This is a genomic window from Pseudomonas sp. Z2-11, assembly GCF_054161305.1.
Map to the genome: position 1 here is coordinate 4,817,646 of NZ_CP096395.1, position 18,876 is coordinate 4,836,521.

Below are 18,876 nucleotides of genomic sequence, written 5' to 3' on the forward strand. Positions count from 1 at the left end.
AAATGCGCCACCAGATTCATGACCTGCTGGCCCCGCTGCCGGGGACCGCACGCAAGATCCACAGCTTTCACTTCGGCCCGGAAAAAGCCGTCGGCAAAATCTATATCCAGTCGTCCCTGCATGCCGATGAATTGCCCGGCATGCTGGTCGCCTGGCACCTCAAGCAGCGCCTGGCCGAACTCGAGGCTTCGGGCCACCTGCGGCACGAAATCGTGCTGGTGCCGGTCGCCAACCCGATCGGCCTCGAACAGGTACTGATGGACGTGCCCCTGGGTCGTTACGAATTGGAGAGCGGGCAGAATTTCAACCGCCGGTTCGTCGACCTGAGCGAAGAGATCGGCAACGAAATCGAAGGCCTGCTGACCGACGACCCGCAGCACAACCTGATGCTGATCCGCACCAGCCTGCGCGACGCCCTGAGTCGGCAGACCGCCAGCACCCAACTGCAATCCCAGCGCCTGGTCCTGCAACGCCTGGCGTGTGATGCCGACATGGTGCTTGACCTGCATTGCGATTTCGAAGCCGTCGCCCATCTCTACACCACGCCCGAGGCCTGGCCGCGGGTCGAGCCGCTGGCGCGCTACATCGGCGCCGAGGCCAGCCTGTTGGCGACTGACTCGGGCGGCCAATCGTTCGACGAATGCTTCACGCTGCTCTGGTGGCAGCTCAAGGAGCGTTTCGGTGATCGCTTCGAAATTCCCCTGGGCAGCTTTTCGGTAACTGTCGAATTGCGCGGCCAGGGTGACGTCAACCATGGCCTGGCGAGTCTCGACTGCCAGGCCCTGATCGAATACCTGATCCACTTCGGCGCCATTGACGGTGAGCCGGTGCCGGTGCCCGACCTGCCCTACCCGGCCACGCCGCTGGCCGGCGTCGAACCGGTGGCGACACCGGTCGGCGGCCTGCTGGTGTACAGCGCCCTACCCGGTGAGTACCTGGAGGCAGGACAGCTGATCGCCGAAATCATCGACCCGGTCAACGATACCGTCACCCCCGTTCATTGCCGTAATGCCGGGCTGCTGTACGCCCGCTCGCTGCGTCGCATGGCCACCGCCGGCATGGTCATCGCCCATGTCGCCGGGACCGAAGCCTACCGCAGCGGCTACCTACTTTCGCCTTGAGGATGCCTGTTCCATGTACAAACTGACCATCGAAGGCCTGCACAAAAGCTATGGCCACCATGAGGTGCTCAAAGGGGTTTCGCTCAAGGCCAGGACCGGCGACGTGATCAGCCTGATCGGCGCGAGCGGCTCGGGCAAAAGCACCTTCCTGCGCTGCATCAATTTCCTTGAACAACCCAACGACGGCGCCATGAGCCTGGACGGCCAATCGATCCAGATGATCAAGGATCACCACGGCATGCGCGTGGCCGACGCCGACGAGCTGCAACGCATCCGCACGCGCCTGGCCATGGTGTTCCAGCACTTCAACCTGTGGAGCCACATGACCGTCCTGGAAAACATCACCATGGCGCCGCGCCGGGTGCTGGGCGTCAGCAAGCAGGAAGCCGAGGATCGCGCCCGCCGTTATCTCGACAAGGTCGGCCTGCCGGCACGTGTTGCCGAGCAATACCCGGCGTTCCTGTCCGGTGGTCAGCAACAACGCGTGGCGATTGCCCGCGCCTTGGCCATGGAGCCTGAGGTCATGCTGTTTGACGAACCGACCTCGGCCTTGGACCCGGAACTGGTAGGTGAAGTATTAAAAGTGATCCAAGGCCTGGCCGAAGAAGGCCGGACCATGATCATGGTGACCCACGAAATGAGCTTCGCCCGCAAGGTGTCCAATCAGGTGCTGTTTCTGCACCAGGGCCTGGTGGAAGAAGAAGGCGCGCCGGAAGACGTGCTGGGCAGCCCGAAGAGCGAACGGCTCAAGCAGTTCCTCAGTGGCAATCTGAAATAACCCCCCGCCACCCGTGGCGAGAGAGCTTGCTCCCGCTGGGCCGCGAAGCGGCCCCCCTGGCCTTGGCTGACAAGCTGCTGGGGAGGCTGCGCCTCCAGCGGGAGCAAGCTCCCTCGCCAGAACAGCGCGCCTGCCACAACCAGGTCATAAAACCTTTCATCTCCTGCCGTGGTCTCTGAAGAAGGACTTTCAGGGCGCACACCGCACGCATGGCGACATCCAGCAACTTCGCGAAACAGTGGTTCGATGCCCGCGGCTGGAAGGCGTTCACCTTTCAAAAGCAGGTATGGGCTGCGGTCAAGCGTGGCGAGTCGGGGCTGTTGCATGCCAATACCGGCGCCGGCAAGACCTACGCCGTGTGGTTTGCCGCACTCAACCGTTTCGCCCGCAGCGTGCCGCCACCAGACAAGCCTCGTAAACGCAAACCGCCGAGCGAACCGCTGACGGTCTTGTGGATAACGCCGATGCGCGCGCTGGCCGCCGACACCGGCAAGGCTCTCGAAGCGCCCCTCGATCCGCTGCAGATTCCCTGGAGCGTAGGCCTGCGCACCGGTGACACCAGCGCCAGCGAACGCGCCCGGCAAGGCCGGCGCTTGCCCACGGCGCTGATCACCACGCCCGAAAGCCTGACGCTGATGCTCGCCCGCGCTGATGCCCAAACGGCCGTGTCGACCCTGCGCATGGTCGTGGTAGATGAGTGGCACGAATTGCTCGGCAACAAGCGCGGCGTGCAATTGCAACTGGCCCTGGCTCGCTTGCGCTACTGGCACCCCGACCTGATCGTCTGGGGCGTATCCGCGACCCTGGGCAACCAGGCCCACGCCGAGCAGGTACTGATGCCACAAGGCAAAGGGATCAGCGTGCAGGGCGCCGATGCCAAGACGTTGCAGGTCGATACGCTGTTGCCGCCAACCCTCGAACGGTTTCCATGGGCGGGGCATATCGGCCTGAAAATGTTGCCCCAGGTGGTCACCGAAATCGACACCAGCAGCAGTTGCCTGGTCTTTACCAATACTCGCGCGCAAGCGGAAATCTGGTACCAGGCCATTCTTGAGGCGCGCCCGGATTGGGCCGGGCTCATCGCGTTGCACCATAGTTCTCTGTCCCGCGACACCCGCGACTGGGTGGAACGGGCGTTGAAGGACGGCCAGCTCAAGGCAGTCGTGTGTACGTCCAGCCTCGACCTGGGGGTGGATTTCCTGCCCGTGGAACGCGTGCTACAGATTGGTTCGGCGAAAGGCGTCGCCCGCTTGATGCAACGCGCCGGACGCTCCGGCCATGCGCCGGGGCGGACCTCGCGAATAACCCTGGTGCCAACCCACAGCCTGGAACTGATCGAGGCCGCCGCCGCCCAGGACGCCGTGGCGCAGCGGCGAATCGAGCCGCGTGAATCGCCCCACAAGCCTTTGGATGTACTGGTCCAGCATCTGGTCAGCATGGCCCTGGGTGGCGGTTTTGTTCCAGATGAGCTGTTTGATGAGGTACGCGGCGCCTGGGCCTACCGCGACCTGAACCCGGCCGAGTGGGCCTGGGCGCTGGCTTTCGTGCGCCACGGCGGCCTGTCGCTGACCGCCTACCCTGATTATCGGCGGGTCGAACCGGATGAACAGGGGATCTGGCGCGTGCCTGACGCCCGTCTGGCACGGCGCCACCGCATGAGCATCGGCACTATCGTCAGTGACGCCAGCCTGCAATTGAAATTCTGGAGCAAGGGCGGCGGCGGCAAGACCCTGGGCAGCGTGGAAGAAGGCTTCATCGCACGCTTGCGCCCCGGCGATGGATTCCTGTTCGCCGGGCGGTTGCTGGAGTTGGTCCGGGTCGAGGACATGACCGCTTACGTACGCCGCAGCCAGGCGAAAAAAGCCGCCGTGCCGCGCTGGAATGGCGGACGCATGCCGCTTTCCAGCGAGCTCGCTGCCGCGGTCGTCGCGCGCTTGAGCGAAGCCGCCAAGGGCCGTTTCGACGGACCGGAAATGCAAGCCGTACAGCCGCTGCTGTCAACGCAGCTGCGTTGGTCCGGCCTGCCGACGCAGGGAACGCTGCTGGCCGAAGCGCTCAAATCCCGGGAGGGTTGGCACCTGTTCCTGTATCCGTTCGCCGGGCGCCAGGTACATCTGGGCCTGGCCAGCCTGTTGGCCTGGCGCGTCAGCCAGCGCCAACCGGTGACGTTCTCGATTGCGGTCAATGACTACGGCCTGGAATTGCTCAGCGCCACCGAACTGGATTGGTCAACGCATCTGAACCCGGCGCTGTTGCGCACCGATGGCTTGCTGGCCGACGTTCTCGCCAGCCTGAACGCCGGAGAACTGGCCCTGCGCCGCTTCCGCGAAATCGCCCGGATCGCCGGGCTGGTATTCGCCGGCTACCCCGGCGCACCGAAGAGCACCCGCCAAGTGCAGGCTTCCAGCGGGTTGTTCTATCAAGTGTTCAAGCAATATGACGCCGATAACCTGCTGCTGGCCCAGGCCGGCGAGGAAGTTTTGCGCGAAGAATTGGATATACGCCGACTGGAGCAGACCTTGGAACGCCTCGATACCTTGAAACTCGACCTGCACCTGATCAAACGCCCTACTCCGCTGGGCTTTCCCTTGCTGGTGGAGCGATTCCGCGAAAGCATGAGCTCGGAAAAGCTCGCCGATCGCATCCGGCGCATGGTCAGCGAACTGGAAAAAACCGCTGATCGAGGAAGCGCCTGATGCCCGCGCCGTATCCCGTCAACCTTGCGGGCGAAGAGCTCTGGCTGTTGCCGCAAAAAGCCCTGTACTGGCCGGCCCAGGAAACCCTGATGGTGGCCGATGTGCATTTCGGCAAGGCCGCGGCCTACCGTAGCCTCGGCCAACCGGTACCCCACGGCACCACGGCGAACAACATCGCCATGCTTGACGACTTGCTGGCGAGCCTGCCGTGCCGACTGCTGATATTCCTCGGGGACTTCCTGCATGGGCCCGGTTCTCATGCCCCAGGCACTTTGAAGGCCCTTGCCGACTGGCGTGAACGGCAACGCAAACTAGCCATCACGCTGATCCGCGGCAATCACGACAAGCGCGCCGGCGATCCGCCAGCGGCACTCGATATCCGCGTCGTCCCCGAGCCGTTGCTATTGGGCCCTTTCGCCGTGCAACACGAGCCTACCCCGCATCCAAGTCGACACGTGCTCGCCGGGCACGTACACCCGGTCTACCACCTGAGCGGCAAGGGGCGTCAACGCCTGCGCCTGCCATGTTTCCGCCTCGGTAGCGAGATCAGCCTGCTACCGGCCTTCGGTGCCTTCACGGGAGGCTATCGGGTCGATCAGGACAACGACTGCAAGATCTTCGTGGTGGGCGACAACGAAATATGGCCCGTCAGTTGAAGCGATCAGGCTTCGACAACTGAGGGGCCATTGGCTGATCAGGCTACGGGCGCGGGAGGCGGTTCGTCCGGAAGAGTCGGTTCGCCGGGTTCGGTAGGCTGTTCGTTAGGGGTATCGGGGTCGGGCTGGCCAGGGATGCCGCCCGCCGCTTCAGCAGGGTGGGCCAGTAATGACCAAGCCAGGACGCCGATCTGATTGGGCTCAAGCCTTGCCAGTTCGGCACTGATTCGCGGATCGATCTTCATAGAGCAACTCCTGAGCGAAGGCCCGTTGCGCAGACGCAAAAACGGGCAGTACACCCAATAGAGTGCCTGCCCGCTCAGGAATTCCAACAGCTCGTCAGAATCAGGTACGCGGCAGTGTCACACCGCGCTGGCCCTGGTATTTACCGCCACGGTCCTTGTAGGAAACTTCACATTCCTCATCGGACTCAAGGAACAACATCTGCGCCACGCCCTCGTTGGCGTAGATCTTCGCCGGCAGGGTCGTGGTGTTGGAAAACTCCAGGGTCACGTGGCCTTCCCATTCAGGTTCCAGAGGTGTCACGTTGACGATGATGCCGCAGCGGGCGTAGGTGCTTTTACCCAGGCAGATGGTCAGCACGTTGCGCGGGATGCGGAAGTACTCGACGGTGCGGGCCAGGGCGAAAGAGTTCGGCGGAATGATGCAAACGTCGCTCTTGATGTCGACGAAGCTCTTCTCATCGAAATTCTTCGGGTCGACGGTGGCCGAATTGATGTTGGTGAACACCTTGAATTCATCGGCGCAGCGCACGTCGTAGCCGTAGCTGGAAACGCCGAAGGAAATCAGCCGGTCGGCGCCTTCGCCACGCATCTGGCGCTCTACGAAGGGCTCGATCATGCCGTGCTCTTGCGCCATGCGGCGAATCCACTTGTCCGATTTGATGCTCATGGCGGGTTTCCTGAAATAGCGAGGTGGAAAAAACTGTCCGGCATCTTACCGGGCCGCGGGGCGGGTTCAAAGTGCGAGACGCAACTCTCGCCGATCCGCCTTGATTTCCGGGCTCTGACGGCTATCGCCATTGCCGTCAGTCATTAAAACCGAGAAACCTTCGCAAAGACCATTGGCACGTTTCGGAAAAAGGGGTAAGGTGGCGTCACTGTGTTGCTTGTGTCACTGAGAATCTCTACACGATATGTTGAATTTCGATCCAACCATCTACAAGAATTTTTCCTGCTCTTTGCACTCAGTCTCGGCCAGGGTTCTTCCTGAGTCGCAGTTATCTTTGTTCAAGGAGTTACACCATGTCTAATCGCCAAACCGGTACCGTTAAGTGGTTCAACGATGAAAAAGGCTTCGGCTTCATCACCCCACAATCCGGTGACGATCTGTTCGTTCACTTCAAAGCTATCCAATCCGACGGCTTCAAAAGCCTGAAAGAAGGCCAACAGGTTTCTTTCATCGCTACCCGCGGTCAGAAAGGCATGCAAGCTGAAGAAGTTCAAGTTATCTAACTTGTCCTTGCTTTAGTAAGAAGCCCCGCCCTCAAAAGCGGGGCTTTTTTGTGCCTGGGTGTTTTTGGAAACCGAAACCAGTGTGGGAGCGAGCCTGCTCGCGAAAGCGACGGACCAATTGCATCTGTGACAACTGGTGTACCGCTTTCGCGAGCAGGCTCGCTCCCACAGGGTCTGGTGGTGGTTACCGCGGGTTACCAGGTCACGCCAAACCCGGCGGTGTAGCGCGTCTTGCTCAGGTCGCTGTCTTCGGTCCCTTCGATGACGTCCTTCTCGGCCTTGAGATTGAGCGACGCCCAGTCAGTGACCTTGTAGCGCAACCCGATCTCCGCGTCATAGGCGTATTCGGCCACGCCTGACAGCGGCTTGCCCACTTCGCCATTGGTGAACAGCTCGACGCGCTTGCCGATCAGGTAACGGTTGTAGTCCCACTTCATCGCCACGGAATAGAAGTTGTCCTTGCCGCCGTCGCGGTATTCATAGTCGGTGCGGTTGAGCAGCGAACCCAGGGAGAAAGCGCCCAGTTCGTCGTCCCAGAACTGATAACCCGGACCAGTACCGACCACGCGCTGGCGTGCCAGGTCTTCGACCTTGTCACGCTTGTAGTTCAGGCGACCTTGCCAAAACCATTTTTCCGTGAGGAAGCGGTCGAGGGAATACTCCAGCCGCCAGTTGTCAGCCGACACCACATCATCCTGAAATTCGCGGTTGTATTCGCCTTCGGCGGTGTGCCGCCATCTGCCGTGGCGCGCCGAGGTCTTGAAGTCGATGTCGTAATCGTCGGTATCGGCTTCCGCGCGCTGGTAATCCAGTGCGGCGTCGACATTGCCTTTCCACACCAGATCCTCGACCACCGGCTTGGGCTTGAGGATCTGCTGGATGCTTGCCAGCTCGACGGTCTTGGGCGCATCACCGTTGGCCAGGGTCACCTTGCCATCCTCGGCCGCCTGCAACGCCTTGGCTTTTTCGCCGGTGTAGGCATCCTGCTTGACCAGCAGTTGCTGGTCGCTTTCAAGCGTCTTGACCTGCTTCCAATCAATCGGGATCGCGCCCGCGTAATCGGTCTGGATCAACAATTTGCCGCCGTCGAAAACGGTTATCTTGCCACTGAGCTTGTCGCCGTTCTTCAACCAGACGGTATCGGCAAGCAAAGGCATGGAGGCACTGGTAACAGCTAGGCACAACAGGGTTCTGGACAACATAAGCGATAATGGGCTCAAGTTTGCGAGGAAAAGGCGGCATTATCCCCCAGGATGACACCTCAGCAACGACTGACCTGCATAAGGATGATGAGTTCATTTATCAATTGGCCCGGCAGGCACTAATCTACAGACGGACATTTCCAGGAATCCTCCACGTGACCGACACCCCAGCGGCCCCCGAGAACGCCGCCCAGATCCGCCGCACCACGCTTTACCTGACCCTGGCCCAAGTGCCGGCCGGCCAGGTCGTCACCTATGGTCAGCTCGCCGAAATGGCGGGTCTGGGCCGCGCCGCGCGCTGGGTCGGACGAACGCTCAGCCAGCTGCCGAACGACACGAAGCTGCCGTGGCATCGAGTCCTCGGTGCCGGTGGTCGGATCAGCCTGCCGGCAGGCAGCGCCTCGGGGGACGAACAGCGCGCACGCCTGCGCATGGAAGGGATCAGTGTCCTGAATAATCGTGTTGATATTCAGCGTCATGGCTGGCGCCCGGTAGAGCACAGCGGTTAGAGTGCGCGCTTTGTTTTCGCAATTTTTGAGGCAGACTCCAGCCCATGCCCCGTAAAACCTGGCGCGCCGCCCTTGCCGCCTATGCCAGTCCTTCGACGCTCGTGCTGTTGCTGCTTGGCTTCGCCGCCGGCCTGCCTTACATGCTGGTGTTTTCCACGCTGTCGGTCTGGTTGCGCGAGGCCGGCGTGGCCCGCGAAACCATTGGTTATGCAAGCCTGATCGGCCTGGCCTATGCCTTCAAATGGGTCTGGTCGCCTCTTCTCGACCAATGGCGCCTGCCATTGCTCGGCAAACTGGGACGTCGACGCTCGTGGCTGGTGCTCTCCCAGGCCTTGGTGATCCTCGGCCTGGTCGGCATGGGTTTCTGTGACCCACAAAAACACTTGTCCTGGCTGATCGCGATTGCCGTCATCGTGGCCTTCGCCTCGGCCACCCAGGACATCGCCGTCGATGCCTACCGATTGGAAATCGCCGACGACACCCGCCAGGCCGCCCTGGCTGCCAGCTATATGTCCGGCTACCGGGTTGCCGCCTTGCTGGCTACCGCCGGCGCGCTGTTTTTCGCCGAAGGGTTCGGCTCCACCGGGTTCAGCTACAAGCATTCGGCCTGGGCCGGTACGTACCTGCTGTTTGGCGTACTGATGGTCCCGGCGCTGCTGACCTCGCTGTTCATGCGCGAGCCGCCAGTACCGTTGCGTACTCAATTGCAGGCCGGCCGCTATACCTTCGTTCATCAGTTGGCTTCGGTATTCGTATTGATCGTGCTGCTGGTGTCGGTCCCGGCGATGTTCACCCAGCTCTACAACACCGACTTTGCCAGCGTGCTGTTCGAAGGCGTCAGCCTGCTCGACCTGCTGCTCCAGGACCGCGCCTTCCTGCGCGCCATCCTCTATATCATCCTGACCGCCCTGTGCCTGTCGTCCATGGGGCGTCGCGGCCTGGCGCCGGTGCTGACGCCGGTCAACGATTTCATCCTGCGCTACCGCTGGCAGGCCCTGCTGCTGCTCGGCCTGATCGCGACCTATCGGATGTCCGACACGGTCATGGGCGTCATGGCCAACGTTTTTTATATCGACCAGGGTTTCACCAAGGACCAGATCGCCAGCGTCAGCAAGATCTTCGGGCTGATCATGACCCTTGTCGGCGCCGGCATGGGCGGGCTGCTGATCGTGCGTTTCGGCATCCTGCCAATCCTGTTCATCGGCGGCGTGTCGTCGGCCGCCACCAACATCCTGTTCCTGATGCTGACGGACATGGGTGCCAACCTGAAGATGCTGATCGTCACGATCTCCCTCGACAACTTCAGCTCCGGCCTGGCCACCTCTGCGTTCGTCGCCTATCTGTCGAGCCTGACCAACCTGAAATTCTCCGCGACCCAATACGCCCTGCTCAGCTCGATCATGCTCTTGTTGCCGCGCCTGATCGGCGGGTACTCAGGGGTCATGGTGGAAAAATTCGGCTATCACGATTTCTTCCTGATCACCGCGTTGCTCGGCGTTCCGACCTTGCTGCTGATCGCCTTGCACTGGTATCAGGAAAATCGCCGAGAGGGCTCGACGCCTGAATCGGCGCCAGAGTCGGAATCGCCGCCGACCCGGCCCGCTCAAGAGCTGTAGGAAATCTCAACAGGCGCCGACGAAAGCGGCGCCTGAATCCGGCGACCGGCCACGCGCCTGTACGCCAGGGCATCTCGCCCGTACAATGCTGCGTCACTTCTCGTCATCAGCAACCGACAACGGCCAACCATGCGCACCAGTCAATTTTTGCTCGCCACACAGAAAGAAACGCCTTCCGACGCCGTCGTGATCAGCCACCAGCTGATGCTGCGCGCAGGCATGATCCGCAAGCTCGCCTCCGGCCTGTACACCTGGCTGCCGATGGGCCTGCGGGTGATGCGCAAGGTCGAAGCCATCGTCCGCGAAGAAATGGACGCCGCCGGCTCTCTGGAAGTGTTGATGCCGAGCACCCAGCCGGCCGAGCTGTGGCAGGAGTCGGGGCGCTGGGAGGAATACGGCCCGGAGCTGCTGCGCATCAAGGACCGCCATGGTCGCGATTTCTGCGCGGGCCCGACTCACGAAGAAGTGATCACCGACCTGATGCGCAACGAGTTGAGCAGCTACAAGCAACTGCCAATCAACCTGTATCAGATCCAGACCAAGTTCCGTGACGAGATCCGTCCACGCTTCGGCCTGATGCGCGGTCGCGAATTCATCATGAAGGATTCTTATTCGTTCCACGCCGACCTGGCCTCGCTGCAAGTCACTTACGACCGCATGCACCAGGCGTACTGCAACGTGTTCACCCGCCTGGGCCTGAAGTTCCGCCCGGTTGAAGCCGACAACGGCTCCATCGGCGGTGCCGGCTCCCACGAATTTCATGTGCTGGCCGAGTCCGGCGAAGACGACATCGTCTTCAGCAACGGCTCCGACTACGCCGCGAACATCGAGAAAGCCGAAGCCGTGCCACGGGAAACCTCCCGCGCCGCACCGGCCGAAGAATTGCGCCTGGTAGACACGCCGAACGCCAAGACCATTGCCCAATTGGTGGAAGGCTACAACCTGCCCATCGAACGCACCATCAAGACCCTGATCGTGCGCGCGGAAGAAGAAGGCAAGCTGATTGCCCTGATCATCCGTGGCGACCACGAGCTGAACGAAATCAAGGCCGCCAACCAGCCTGGCGTCGCCAGCCCGCTGGTCATGGCCACCGATGCCGAGCTGCGCGATGCCATTGGTGCCGGTGCCGGCTCCCTCGGCCCGTTGAACCTGCCGTTGCCGATCATCATCGACCGCTCGGTGGAATTGATGAGCGACTTCGCCATCGGTGCCAACATCGATGACAAGCACTATTTCGGCGTGAACTGGGAACGCGACCTGCCGGTCCCAACCGTCGCCGATCTGCGCAACGTCGTGGCCGGCGACCCGAGCCCGGACGGCAAAGGCACGCTGGAAATCAAGCGCGGCATCGAAGTCGGGCATATCTTCCAGCTGGGCGACAAATACAGCAAGGCGATGAAGTGCGAAGTGCTCGGCGAGAACGGTAAGCCGGTCACGCTGCAGATGGGCTGCTACGGCATCGGCGTGTCCCGCGTGGTGGCTGCGGCCATCGAGCAGAACAACGATGAGAACGGCATCATCTGGAGCGACACGCTGGCGCCGTTCCAGGTTGCCCTCGTGCCGCTGCGCTACGAAACCGAACAGGTTCGCGAAGCGACCGACAAGCTCTACGCCGAACTGACGGCCGCCGGCTTCGAAGTACTGCTGGACGACCGCGACAAGAAAACCAGCCCCGGCATCAAGTTCGCGGACATGGAACTGATCGGCATCCCGCACCGGATCGTCGTCAGTGACCGTGGCCTGGCCGATGGCAACCTGGAATACAAGAGCCGTACCGAGGCCGAGGCGCAAGCGCTGCCGGTCGCCGACGTGCTGTCCTTCCTCCAGGCCCGTATCCGCCGCTGAGACCAGATAGAGACGTCATGTTCAAGCGAAACACCTTAGGCCTCGGGGGCGCCGCATTGTGCGGCGCCCTGCTGGTCAGCGGCTGCGCCAACCAGATGTCGCAACGCAACGAGCACGAAGAACGGATCGAGCGCAAATTGCTCGACCATAGCCTGCAGATCGATGTGGGCGAACCCAAGGTGCTCGACCTGCCGCAGCGTCGGGTGCGGATCAACGAGCAGAAGACTTTCGAGGTCACCGAGTTCGAGGTCACCCGCCATTATGATCGCTATACGCCGTACCAGCCTTGGCGGGAGGTCTACGAGATCCCGCTGGGCGCGGTGGCGGTGGTGGCCGGTGTCGGCGCGAACGTGGTCAATGTGTTCGCCCTCGGCAGCCTGCCGGACAGCGCGACCCGCGACTGGATCAGCTACGGTTTTGCCGGACTCAATCCGTTCATGAACGTGCCTTCCAATGGCCGTGCCCAGCAGAACCTGGCAGGTATCGATGAAATCCAGCGCGACAAGCGCACGGAGCATTCGAGCCTGCCCTGGAGCGAGCGTCCGGTACAGGTGAAAGCCGCCCGGCAGACCTTCGAGCTGAGCACCGACCGTAACGGCGTGCTGCGCTTGAACCTGCTGGAAAGCCCGTTCGCCGAGCATGACCTGAGCCAGTTCGGCAAACTGCAGATCAGTGTGACGGACGCCCAGGACGAGGTGCACACCGACTCATCCCTGAGCGTCAGCAGTACGTTGCGCAGCAAACTGGTCGAAGCCCACGCCTTGATCTACGACGATCTGGAAGACGACGAAGTGAGCCAATGGGTTCATCGGGTCAAGCGTCTCTCGGAGCTGGGGCTTGAAGAAGAGGCCAGCGAACTCGAACAGAGCCTGATCGAACTGACCCGCAACGATCCGGAACTGCAGGCCGAATTCATCAAGGCCCTGACCAAGGATGGCGGGCGGTTGGTGGCGGACCCGGGCGCGAGCTGACTCTGGATGCTCCCTCGCCACGGGGGTCGTTTATTTGCGCAGTGGCGGCTTTACCGCTCAAACAACTCCAACTGCTCAAACCCGCCCCGCAAGTCCTCCAGCCGCACTCCGATCCCCAACAATCGCACCGGTTTGCCGCCGCGGTTGAACGCCTGGGTCAACAGTAGCTGGTAACTGCCCAGGTCCCGCCCTGCCCCGGCCTGCTCAAGGGTGGTCTGGGTGAAGTCATGGAATTTCACTTTGACGAACGGCTTGCCCGGCCGATAGCTGCTGTCGATCCGCGCCATGCGCCCGCCCAGGGTTTCCATCAGTTCGGGCAGTTTGTCGAGGCAGCTCTGCAGATCAGGCAAATCGACGTCATAGGTGTTTTCCACGCTGATGGATTGCCGCCGGCTGTCGTTGTGCACCAGGCGCTCGTCAATTCCACGGGCGAGGCTCCAGAGTCGCTCGCCGAAACTGCCGAATTCACGCACCAGTGCCAACTTGTCCCACTCGCGCAAGTGCTGGCAGTCAATAATCCCGAGCCTGTTCAACTTGTCGGCGGTGACCTTGCCGACGCCGTGCAGCTTGCTCACCGGCAGCGCCGAGACGAAATCTTCCACTTGGTCAGGAGTGATGACGAACAGGCCGTTGGGCTTTTTCCAGTCACTGGCGATCTTGGCGAGAAACTTGTTCGGCGCCACGCCCGCGGAAACAGTGATGTGCAACTGGTTGGAAACACGCCGGCGAATATCCTGGGCGATGCGCGTGGCACTGCCGCCGAAATGCGGACTGGCGGAGACGTCCAGATAAGCCTCGTCCAGCGACAGCGGTTCGATCAGGTCGGTGTAATCGCTGAAAATCGTCTGAATTTCCCTGGAGGCCTCCCGATAGGCGTCCATCCGCGGCTTGACGATGGTCAGGTCGGGGCAGAGCTTCAGCGCGTGGCCAGAAGACATGGCTGAGCGCACACCGTAGGCCCGCGCCTCGTAATTGCAGGTCGCGATGACCCCACGCCGGTCCGCCGAGCCACCGACCGCCAGGGGTATGCCGGCCAGCCGCGGATCATCGCGCATTTCGATCGCGGCGTAGAAGCAGTCGCAGTCGACGTGGATGATTTTGCGTTGCGTCATATAAGCAGCGGTACATGCGATGGATCGGAGCGCCAGTATCTCACTCGAACCTGTACATAGCACCAGTAGTTTGAAAGATCCTTCGACAGATCTGGAAAATGCCTACATGAATGTGTTTCTTCAATCGCAGCGAACCGCCCAATAGAGCGCCAGGCCTTGCCAGGCCTGCGTCACAGCGCTGTCATATTGCCCTGGCGCAGGCTAACCGATTGAAGCTGAACAGGTTTTTCCAGCAAAGGGGTTGACAGTCGGGCGATTCGCTGTAGAATGCCGCCACACAGACGCGGGATGGAGCAGTCTGGTAGCTCGTCGGGCTCATAACCCGAAGGTCGTCGGTTCAAATCCGGCTCCCGCAACCAAACATCAGAAAAGGCTACTCGAAAGAGTGGCCTTTTTTGTGCGCGCCTGTTTTCCCCTGCCGGGTGCATTCCATGTCACTACGGCCATCGCAAAACGTCGAAGTTGTAGGACGATTTCCGTTTGTTTTCGCGCATTTAGGTGAACCGGCCGTTTATTTCATCCGGCGCTCTATTAACGGTTGACAGTCCGGCGTTCGCCTGTAGAATGCCGCCACACAGACGCGGGATGGAGCAGTCTGGTAGCTCGTCGGGCTCATAACCCGAAGGTCGTCGGTTCAAATCCGGCTCCCGCAACCAAATATCAAGAAAGGCTGCTCGAAAGAGTGGCCTTTTTTGTGTGTGCCGAAAAAGCTCCATTACAAATATTTTGTAATTATTTTCCGCCGCAGGGATTGGTAACTTGGCTGGATACCCCCATCCTGTCGCGCATAGCTCAAGAGGTGATTGATGCGCGCCCACTCGTCTGCCCCACAAGACACTGTCAATGCGACACAACCGATCAAGGCCGAGCGATTGCGCTGGCTGGACCGGATCAGCCAGTACCGGCAACCGATCGGCCTCGCCGTCACGCTGCTGCTGTTTGCGATTGCCTTGATCGCCTGCCGTCACCTCCTGAGCGAACTCGACCTCTACGCCCTTCACGACTCGATCCTCGAGGTGCCGAGGCCGGCGCTGCTCGGTGCGATAGCCGCCACCGTGGCCGGCTTCATCATTCTGCTGGGCTATGAATGGTCCGCCACTCGCTACGCCGGCGTGAAGCTGCCCACCCAAACCCTGGTCCTCGGCGGCTTCAGCGCGTTTGCCATCGGCAATGCGATCGGCCTGTCGCTGCTGTCGGGCGGTTCGGTTCGCTACCGCCTGTATGCCCGCCACGGCCTGGGGGCGGCGGATGTCGCCCACATGACATTGTTCGCCAGCCTGTCACTGGGTTGCGCGCTACCGCCACTGGCGGCCCTGGCGACGTTGAGCAATCTGCCTGCCGCCTCTGCCGCCCTGCACCTTCCCGCCACTTTGCTGGGGGTGATCGCCGTTGCCGTGCTGCTGCTGACCAGTGCGCTGGCCATCGGCATCTATCGCCGCCGCCTGCCGGAACAACCCTATCGGGATGCCCTGCTGGTCAAGGCCGGTCGCCGCACGCTGCGTCTGCCGGGCCGCCGGCTGACGTTCCTGCAACTGATCATCACCGCGCTGGATGTCGCCGCCGCTGCAACGGTGCTCTATCTGTTGCTGCCGGAGGCGCCACCGTTCGGCCCCTTCCTGCTGGTTTACCTGCTGGCGCTCGCCGCCGGCGTCCTCAGCCATGTGCCGGGCGGCGTCGGTGTGTTCGAAGCGATCCTGCTGGCCGCGTTTGCCGACAAGCTGGGGGCGGCGCCGCTGGCAGCCGCACTGCTGCTGTATCGCCTGATCTATGTGCTGCTACCGATGCTGGTGGCGTGCGTATTGTTGTTGATCAATGAGGCACAACGGCTGTTCCAGACCCGCCAGACCCTACGGGCGGCGTCCGGTTTCGCGGCGCCAATCCTGGCAGTGCTGGTGTTCCTGTCTGGCGTGGTGCTGCTGTTTTCCGGCGTGACGCCGGAGATCGACACGCGCCTGGAGCACATCGGCTTCCTGATCCCGCATCGCCTGGTGGACGCCTCGCACTTTGGCGCCAGCCTGGTAGGCGTGCTGTGCCTGTTGCTCGCCCAGGGCCTGCGCCGCCGTCTGTCCGCAGCCTGGATGCTGACCACTGTCCTGTTGCTGGTGGGCGCCCTGCTCTCGCTGCTCAAGGGTTTCGACTGGGAAGAAGCCACGCTGCTGACGCTGACCGCAGCCCTGCTGGCGGTCTTCCGGCGTTCCTTTTACCGCCCAAGTCGCCTGACCGAGCTGCCCTTCTCGCCGTTGTTCCTGATTGCCAGCCTGTGCGTGCTGGGTGCGTCGATCTGGCTGCTGCTGTTTGCCTATCAGGATGTGCCCTACAGCCATCAACTGTGGTGGCAGTTCACCCTGGACGCCGACGCGCCGCGTGGCCTGCGCTCGCTGCTGGGTGCCGCGGTGCTGTTGGTGGTGGTGTCCCTGACCTGGCTGCTGCGCACCGCTCGGCCGGTGATTCATCTGCCTACGGCTGAAGAACTGGAGCGCGCCCGGACGATTCTCATGGCGTCTTCGCAACCCGACGGCGGCCTGGCCCTGACCGGCGACAAGGCGCTGCTGTTTCATCCCAACGATGAAGCCTTCCTGATGTATGCCCGCCGTGGCCGCAGCCTGGTCGCGTTGTACGACCCGATCGGGCCGACCCAGCAACGGGCGGAAATGATCTGGCAGTTTCGTGACCTTTGCGACATCTACCACGCCAGGCCAGTGTTCTATCAGGTGCGTGCCGAGAACCTGCCCTATTACATGGACATCGGCCTGACTGCGATCAAGCTGGGCGAAGAGGCGCGGGTCGATCTCAAGCGTTTTGATCTCGAAGCCAAGGGCAAGGAGATGAAGGACCTGCGCTACACCTGGAACCGCGGCACCCGTGACGGCCTGTCACTGGAGATCCATGAACCGGGCCAGGCGCCGATGGACGAACTCAAGGTCATTTCCGATGCCTGGCTGACCGGCAAGAATGTACGCGAGAAAGGTTTCTCCCTGGGGCGATTCAGCCATGATTACCTCAAGCACTTCCGCATCGCGGTGATTCGTTTCGAGGGGCGTCCGGTGGCGTTCGCCAACCTGCTGGAAACCCATAGCCATGAGCTGGCCAGCCTTGACCTGATGCGTGCTCATCCAGAAGCCCCGAAGCTGACCATGGAGTTCATGATGGTCGGCCTCATCCAGCATTACAAAAACCATGACTACGCCCGCTTCAGCCTCGGCATGGTCCCGCTCTCGGGCCTGCAACCGCGTCGTGGCGCTCCATTGACCCAGCGCCTGGGTTCGATGGTGTTTCGCCGTGGCGAGCAGCTCTACAATTTCCAGGGCCTGCGCCGCTTCAAAGACAAATTCCAGCCTGACTGGGAACCTCGTTACATGGCCGTGCCCGCCGGACTCGATCCGCTGGTAGCGCTGGCCGATACCGCCGCCCTGATTGCGGGCGGCCTGACTGGATTGGTGAAACGCTGATGATGCAACGCTCCTGGCGATACGTAGTGGCCGCCCTGCTGGTGCTGGCGGTGATTCTCGGTGGCGGCTACTGGTACTGGAACCGCCCGGCCCCGCAACCGACCCTGGAACAACTGGAGCCGGCCGATGGCGTGCCGATGACCCGAGTCATCCCCGGCACCAAGGTACGCGCCCAGGTGCTGGTGGCGGTCAACGAGGACCAGAAGCTCAGCGACACCCAATTGACGACCCTCAGCCGCAGCGGCTCGGCGCAGATCGTCCAGGTGATCCTGCCCAAGGACTGCATGCTCCAGGGGCGCGCCTTGCAAGCCGGCCTGCGGCAGCTGCACGGCCCGGCCACGCTGGTCAGCGGCATCGGTCCCGGCGCGGTGCTGGCCTGGCGCTGGCTGGCTGAACAGAAGGACGACAAGGCCCAGGCCGTCTCGGTCGACCTGGCCCTGGAAAAACCCGGCTGCACCCACCTGCTGCCCAAAAGCGCCGCCCATGGTCGCTGGCTGGTGGCCTGGAACGATAACCCCGACGATACCAGCGCCGCTTTCGTGCGCGACCAGAAGAATGCCGAAACCAGCATCAGCGACTACGACATCAACCTGGCGCAGGTACTCAACAACGAGCTGCGCAAGATCCTGGTGGGCGCCGACAAGGGCAAGGGCGGCCTGAGCATTCCGGTGGTGGAAGTCCCCGCCAGCCAGGCCCGGGACACCGTGACGCTGTTTCTCTCCGGCGACGGTGGCTGGCGTGACCTGGACCGCGACGTGGCCGATGAAATGGCCAAGGTCGGTTACCCGGTGGTCGGCATCGACACCCTGCGCTATTACTGGCAGCACAAGAGCCCCGAACAGAGCGCGACCGACCTGACCGAGCTGATGCAACACTATCGCCAGATCTGGGGCACCAAACGCTTCATCCTGACCGGCTATTCCTTCGGAGCCGATGTCCTGCCGGCAATCTACAACCGCCTGCCGGCGACAGAACAGCAACGGGTCGATGCGATTATCCTGCTCGCCTTTGCCCGCACCGGCAGCTTCGAAATCGAAGTCGAGGGCTGGCTCGGCAACGCCGGCACCGAAGCCGCCACCGGCCCGGAAATGGCCAAGCTGCCGGCGGAAAAAGTGGTGTGCATCTATGGCGCGGAAGAAGCCAACGAAAGTGGCTGCACCGACAAGACCGCCGTAGGCGAAGCCATAAAGCTGCCCGGCGGCCATCACTTCGATGAAAACTACCCGGCCCTGGCCAAGCGGTTGATCGATGAGATCAACAAGCGGCAGACCACACCTGCCGCGCAGTGAGCTGATACACAGCTGACAAAAAGCCCCTGCAACCTCACGGTGCAGGGGCTTTTTTGTTGCCCGCTTGATACCCCCCTCTGTGGGAGCGAGCCTGCTCGCGAAAGCGTCGGGTCAGCAAGCCCTCGTGCTGGATGTGCCAGCGTCTTCGCGAGCAGGC

General features: G+C 62.0%; 15 protein-coding genes and 2 tRNA genes. 13 read left to right on the forward strand and 4 right to left on the reverse strand.

The window, feature by feature from the left end; translation table 11 throughout:
- Positions 1–2 precede the first annotated feature (2 nt).
- The 4 genes from M1E16_RS21300 (at position 3) to pdeM (ending at position 5,251) form a co-directional block, all read left to right on the forward strand.
- On the forward strand, positions 3–1,121 hold the full coding sequence (locus M1E16_RS21300) for a succinylglutamate desuccinylase/aspartoacylase family protein (protein WP_458128312.1): 1,119 nt from the start codon (positions 3–5) through the stop codon (positions 1,119–1,121).
- A 13-nt stretch (positions 1,122–1,134) separates the two neighbouring features.
- The gene (locus tag M1E16_RS21305) at positions 1,135–1,899 is read left to right on the forward strand and encodes an ABC transporter ATP-binding protein (RefSeq protein WP_434572213.1); all 765 of its coding nucleotides are present in this window, start codon (positions 1,135–1,137) and stop codon (positions 1,897–1,899) included.
- A gap of 209 nt (positions 1,900–2,108) precedes the next feature.
- On the forward strand, positions 2,109–4,595 hold the full coding sequence (locus M1E16_RS21310; protein ID WP_458128313.1) for a ligase-associated DNA damage response DEXH box helicase: 2,487 nt from the start codon (positions 2,109–2,111) through the stop codon (positions 4,593–4,595).
- Positions 4,595–5,251, forward strand: a complete 657-nt coding sequence (gene pdeM / locus M1E16_RS21315; RefSeq protein ID WP_458128314.1) for a ligase-associated DNA damage response endonuclease PdeM — start codon at positions 4,595–4,597, stop codon at positions 5,249–5,251. Before M1E16_RS21310 ends, pdeM begins: the two co-directional genes overlap by 1 nt.
- 38 nt (positions 5,252–5,289) lie before the next feature.
- Here pdeM and M1E16_RS21320 read toward each other — a convergent pair whose 3' ends face one another.
- Both M1E16_RS21320 and dcd read right to left on the reverse strand, forming a co-directional pair.
- Positions 5,290–5,496: a hypothetical protein gene (locus M1E16_RS21320; protein WP_305499193.1), complete on the reverse strand. Its 207-nt coding sequence runs from the start codon at positions 5,494–5,496 to the stop codon at positions 5,290–5,292.
- 100 nt (positions 5,497–5,596) lie between these two features.
- Positions 5,597–6,163 carry a dCTP deaminase gene (dcd, locus tag M1E16_RS21325; protein ID WP_017126297.1) on the reverse strand — a complete coding sequence of 189 codons (567 nt, stop codon included), beginning with the start codon at positions 6,161–6,163 and terminating at the stop codon, positions 5,597–5,599.
- 353 nt (positions 6,164–6,516) lie between these two features.
- On the opposite strand from dcd, the gene M1E16_RS21330 reads away from it, so the two are divergent.
- Positions 6,517–6,726 carry a cold-shock protein gene (locus M1E16_RS21330; RefSeq protein WP_002554837.1) on the forward strand — a complete coding sequence of 70 codons (210 nt, stop codon included), beginning with the start codon at positions 6,517–6,519 and terminating at the stop codon, positions 6,724–6,726.
- 194 nt (positions 6,727–6,920) lie between these two features.
- On the opposite strand, the gene M1E16_RS21335 is transcribed toward M1E16_RS21330, so the two are convergent.
- On the reverse strand, positions 6,921–7,928 hold the full coding sequence (locus M1E16_RS21335; RefSeq protein WP_458128315.1) for a DUF481 domain-containing protein: 1,008 nt from the start codon (positions 7,926–7,928) through the stop codon (positions 6,921–6,923).
- 146 nt (positions 7,929–8,074) lie between these two features.
- On the opposite strand from M1E16_RS21335, the gene M1E16_RS21340 reads away from it, so the two are divergent.
- From M1E16_RS21340 to M1E16_RS21355, 4 genes are all read left to right on the forward strand, one after another.
- Positions 8,075–8,437: an MGMT family protein gene (locus tag M1E16_RS21340; protein ID WP_434631171.1), complete on the forward strand. Its 363-nt coding sequence runs from the start codon at positions 8,075–8,077 to the stop codon at positions 8,435–8,437.
- A 44-nt stretch (positions 8,438–8,481) separates the two neighbouring features.
- On the forward strand, positions 8,482–10,053 hold the full coding sequence (locus tag M1E16_RS21345) for an AmpG family muropeptide MFS transporter (RefSeq protein ID WP_434572208.1): 1,572 nt from the start codon (positions 8,482–8,484) through the stop codon (positions 10,051–10,053).
- A 129-nt stretch (positions 10,054–10,182) separates the two neighbouring features.
- On the forward strand, positions 10,183–11,898 hold the full coding sequence (locus M1E16_RS21350; RefSeq protein WP_434601678.1) for a proline--tRNA ligase: 1,716 nt from the start codon (positions 10,183–10,185) through the stop codon (positions 11,896–11,898).
- Between the two features lie 17 nt (positions 11,899–11,915).
- Entirely contained in the window at positions 11,916–12,869 is a 954-nt protein-coding gene (locus M1E16_RS21355) for a hypothetical protein (RefSeq protein ID WP_305499188.1), read from the forward strand.
- A gap of 50 nt (positions 12,870–12,919) precedes the next feature.
- Here the strand turns inward: M1E16_RS21355 and dinB are convergent, their stop codons facing one another.
- Positions 12,920–13,981 (reverse strand): DNA polymerase IV, encoded by a 1,062-nt coding sequence (dinB, locus tag M1E16_RS21360; protein WP_434572205.1) that lies wholly within the window; start codon positions 13,979–13,981, stop codon positions 12,920–12,922.
- Positions 13,982–14,263: 282 nt separating this feature from the next.
- Between dinB and M1E16_RS21365 the strand changes: the two genes are divergently transcribed.
- From M1E16_RS21365 to M1E16_RS21380, 4 genes are all read left to right on the forward strand, one after another.
- Positions 14,264–14,340 (forward strand) — tRNA-Met (locus M1E16_RS21365).
- A 220-nt stretch (positions 14,341–14,560) separates the two neighbouring features.
- A tRNA-Met gene (locus M1E16_RS21370) sits at positions 14,561–14,637 on the forward strand.
- A 150-nt stretch (positions 14,638–14,787) separates the two neighbouring features.
- The gene (gene mprF, locus M1E16_RS21375) at positions 14,788–17,430 is read left to right on the forward strand and encodes a bifunctional lysylphosphatidylglycerol flippase/synthetase MprF (RefSeq protein WP_458128316.1); all 2,643 of its coding nucleotides are present in this window, start codon (positions 14,788–14,790) and stop codon (positions 17,428–17,430) included.
- Positions 17,430–18,719: a virulence factor family protein gene (locus tag M1E16_RS21380; RefSeq protein ID WP_458128317.1), complete on the forward strand. Its 1,290-nt coding sequence runs from the start codon at positions 17,430–17,432 to the stop codon at positions 18,717–18,719. Before mprF ends, M1E16_RS21380 begins: the two co-directional genes overlap by 1 nt.
- The last annotated feature ends 157 nt before the right edge of the window (positions 18,720–18,876 follow it).

Bases quoted from the DNA above. Each gene is read 5' to 3' on its own strand.
- M1E16_RS21300 (WP_458128312.1), top strand. From the start codon at position 3: ATGCGCCACCAGATTCATGACCTGCTGGCCCCGCTGCCGGGGACCGCA.
- M1E16_RS21305 (WP_434572213.1), top strand. From the start codon at position 1,135: ATGTACAAACTGACCATCGAAGGCCTGCACAAAAGCTATGGCCACCAT.
- M1E16_RS21310 (WP_458128313.1), top strand. From the start codon at position 2,109: ATGGCGACATCCAGCAACTTCGCGAAACAGTGGTTCGATGCCCGCGGC.
- pdeM (WP_458128314.1), top strand. From the start codon at position 4,595: ATGCCCGCGCCGTATCCCGTCAACCTTGCGGGCGAAGAGCTCTGGCTG.
- M1E16_RS21320 (WP_305499193.1), bottom strand. From the start codon at position 5,496: ATGAAGATCGATCCGCGAATCAGTGCCGAACTGGCAAGGCTTGAGCCC.
- dcd (WP_017126297.1), bottom strand. From the start codon at position 6,163: ATGAGCATCAAATCGGACAAGTGGATTCGCCGCATGGCGCAAGAGCAC.
- M1E16_RS21330 (WP_002554837.1), top strand. From the start codon at position 6,517: ATGTCTAATCGCCAAACCGGTACCGTTAAGTGGTTCAACGATGAAAAA.
- M1E16_RS21335 (WP_458128315.1), bottom strand. From the start codon at position 7,928: ATGTTGTCCAGAACCCTGTTGTGCCTAGCTGTTACCAGTGCCTCCATG.
- M1E16_RS21345 (WP_434572208.1), top strand. From the start codon at position 8,482: ATGCCCCGTAAAACCTGGCGCGCCGCCCTTGCCGCCTATGCCAGTCCT.
- M1E16_RS21350 (WP_434601678.1), top strand. From the start codon at position 10,183: ATGCGCACCAGTCAATTTTTGCTCGCCACACAGAAAGAAACGCCTTCC.
- M1E16_RS21355 (WP_305499188.1), top strand. From the start codon at position 11,916: ATGTTCAAGCGAAACACCTTAGGCCTCGGGGGCGCCGCATTGTGCGGC.
- dinB (WP_434572205.1), bottom strand. From the start codon at position 13,981: ATGACGCAACGCAAAATCATCCACGTCGACTGCGACTGCTTCTACGCC.
- mprF (WP_458128316.1), top strand. From the start codon at position 14,788: ATGCGCGCCCACTCGTCTGCCCCACAAGACACTGTCAATGCGACACAA.
- M1E16_RS21380 (WP_458128317.1), top strand. From the start codon at position 17,430: ATGATGCAACGCTCCTGGCGATACGTAGTGGCCGCCCTGCTGGTGCTG.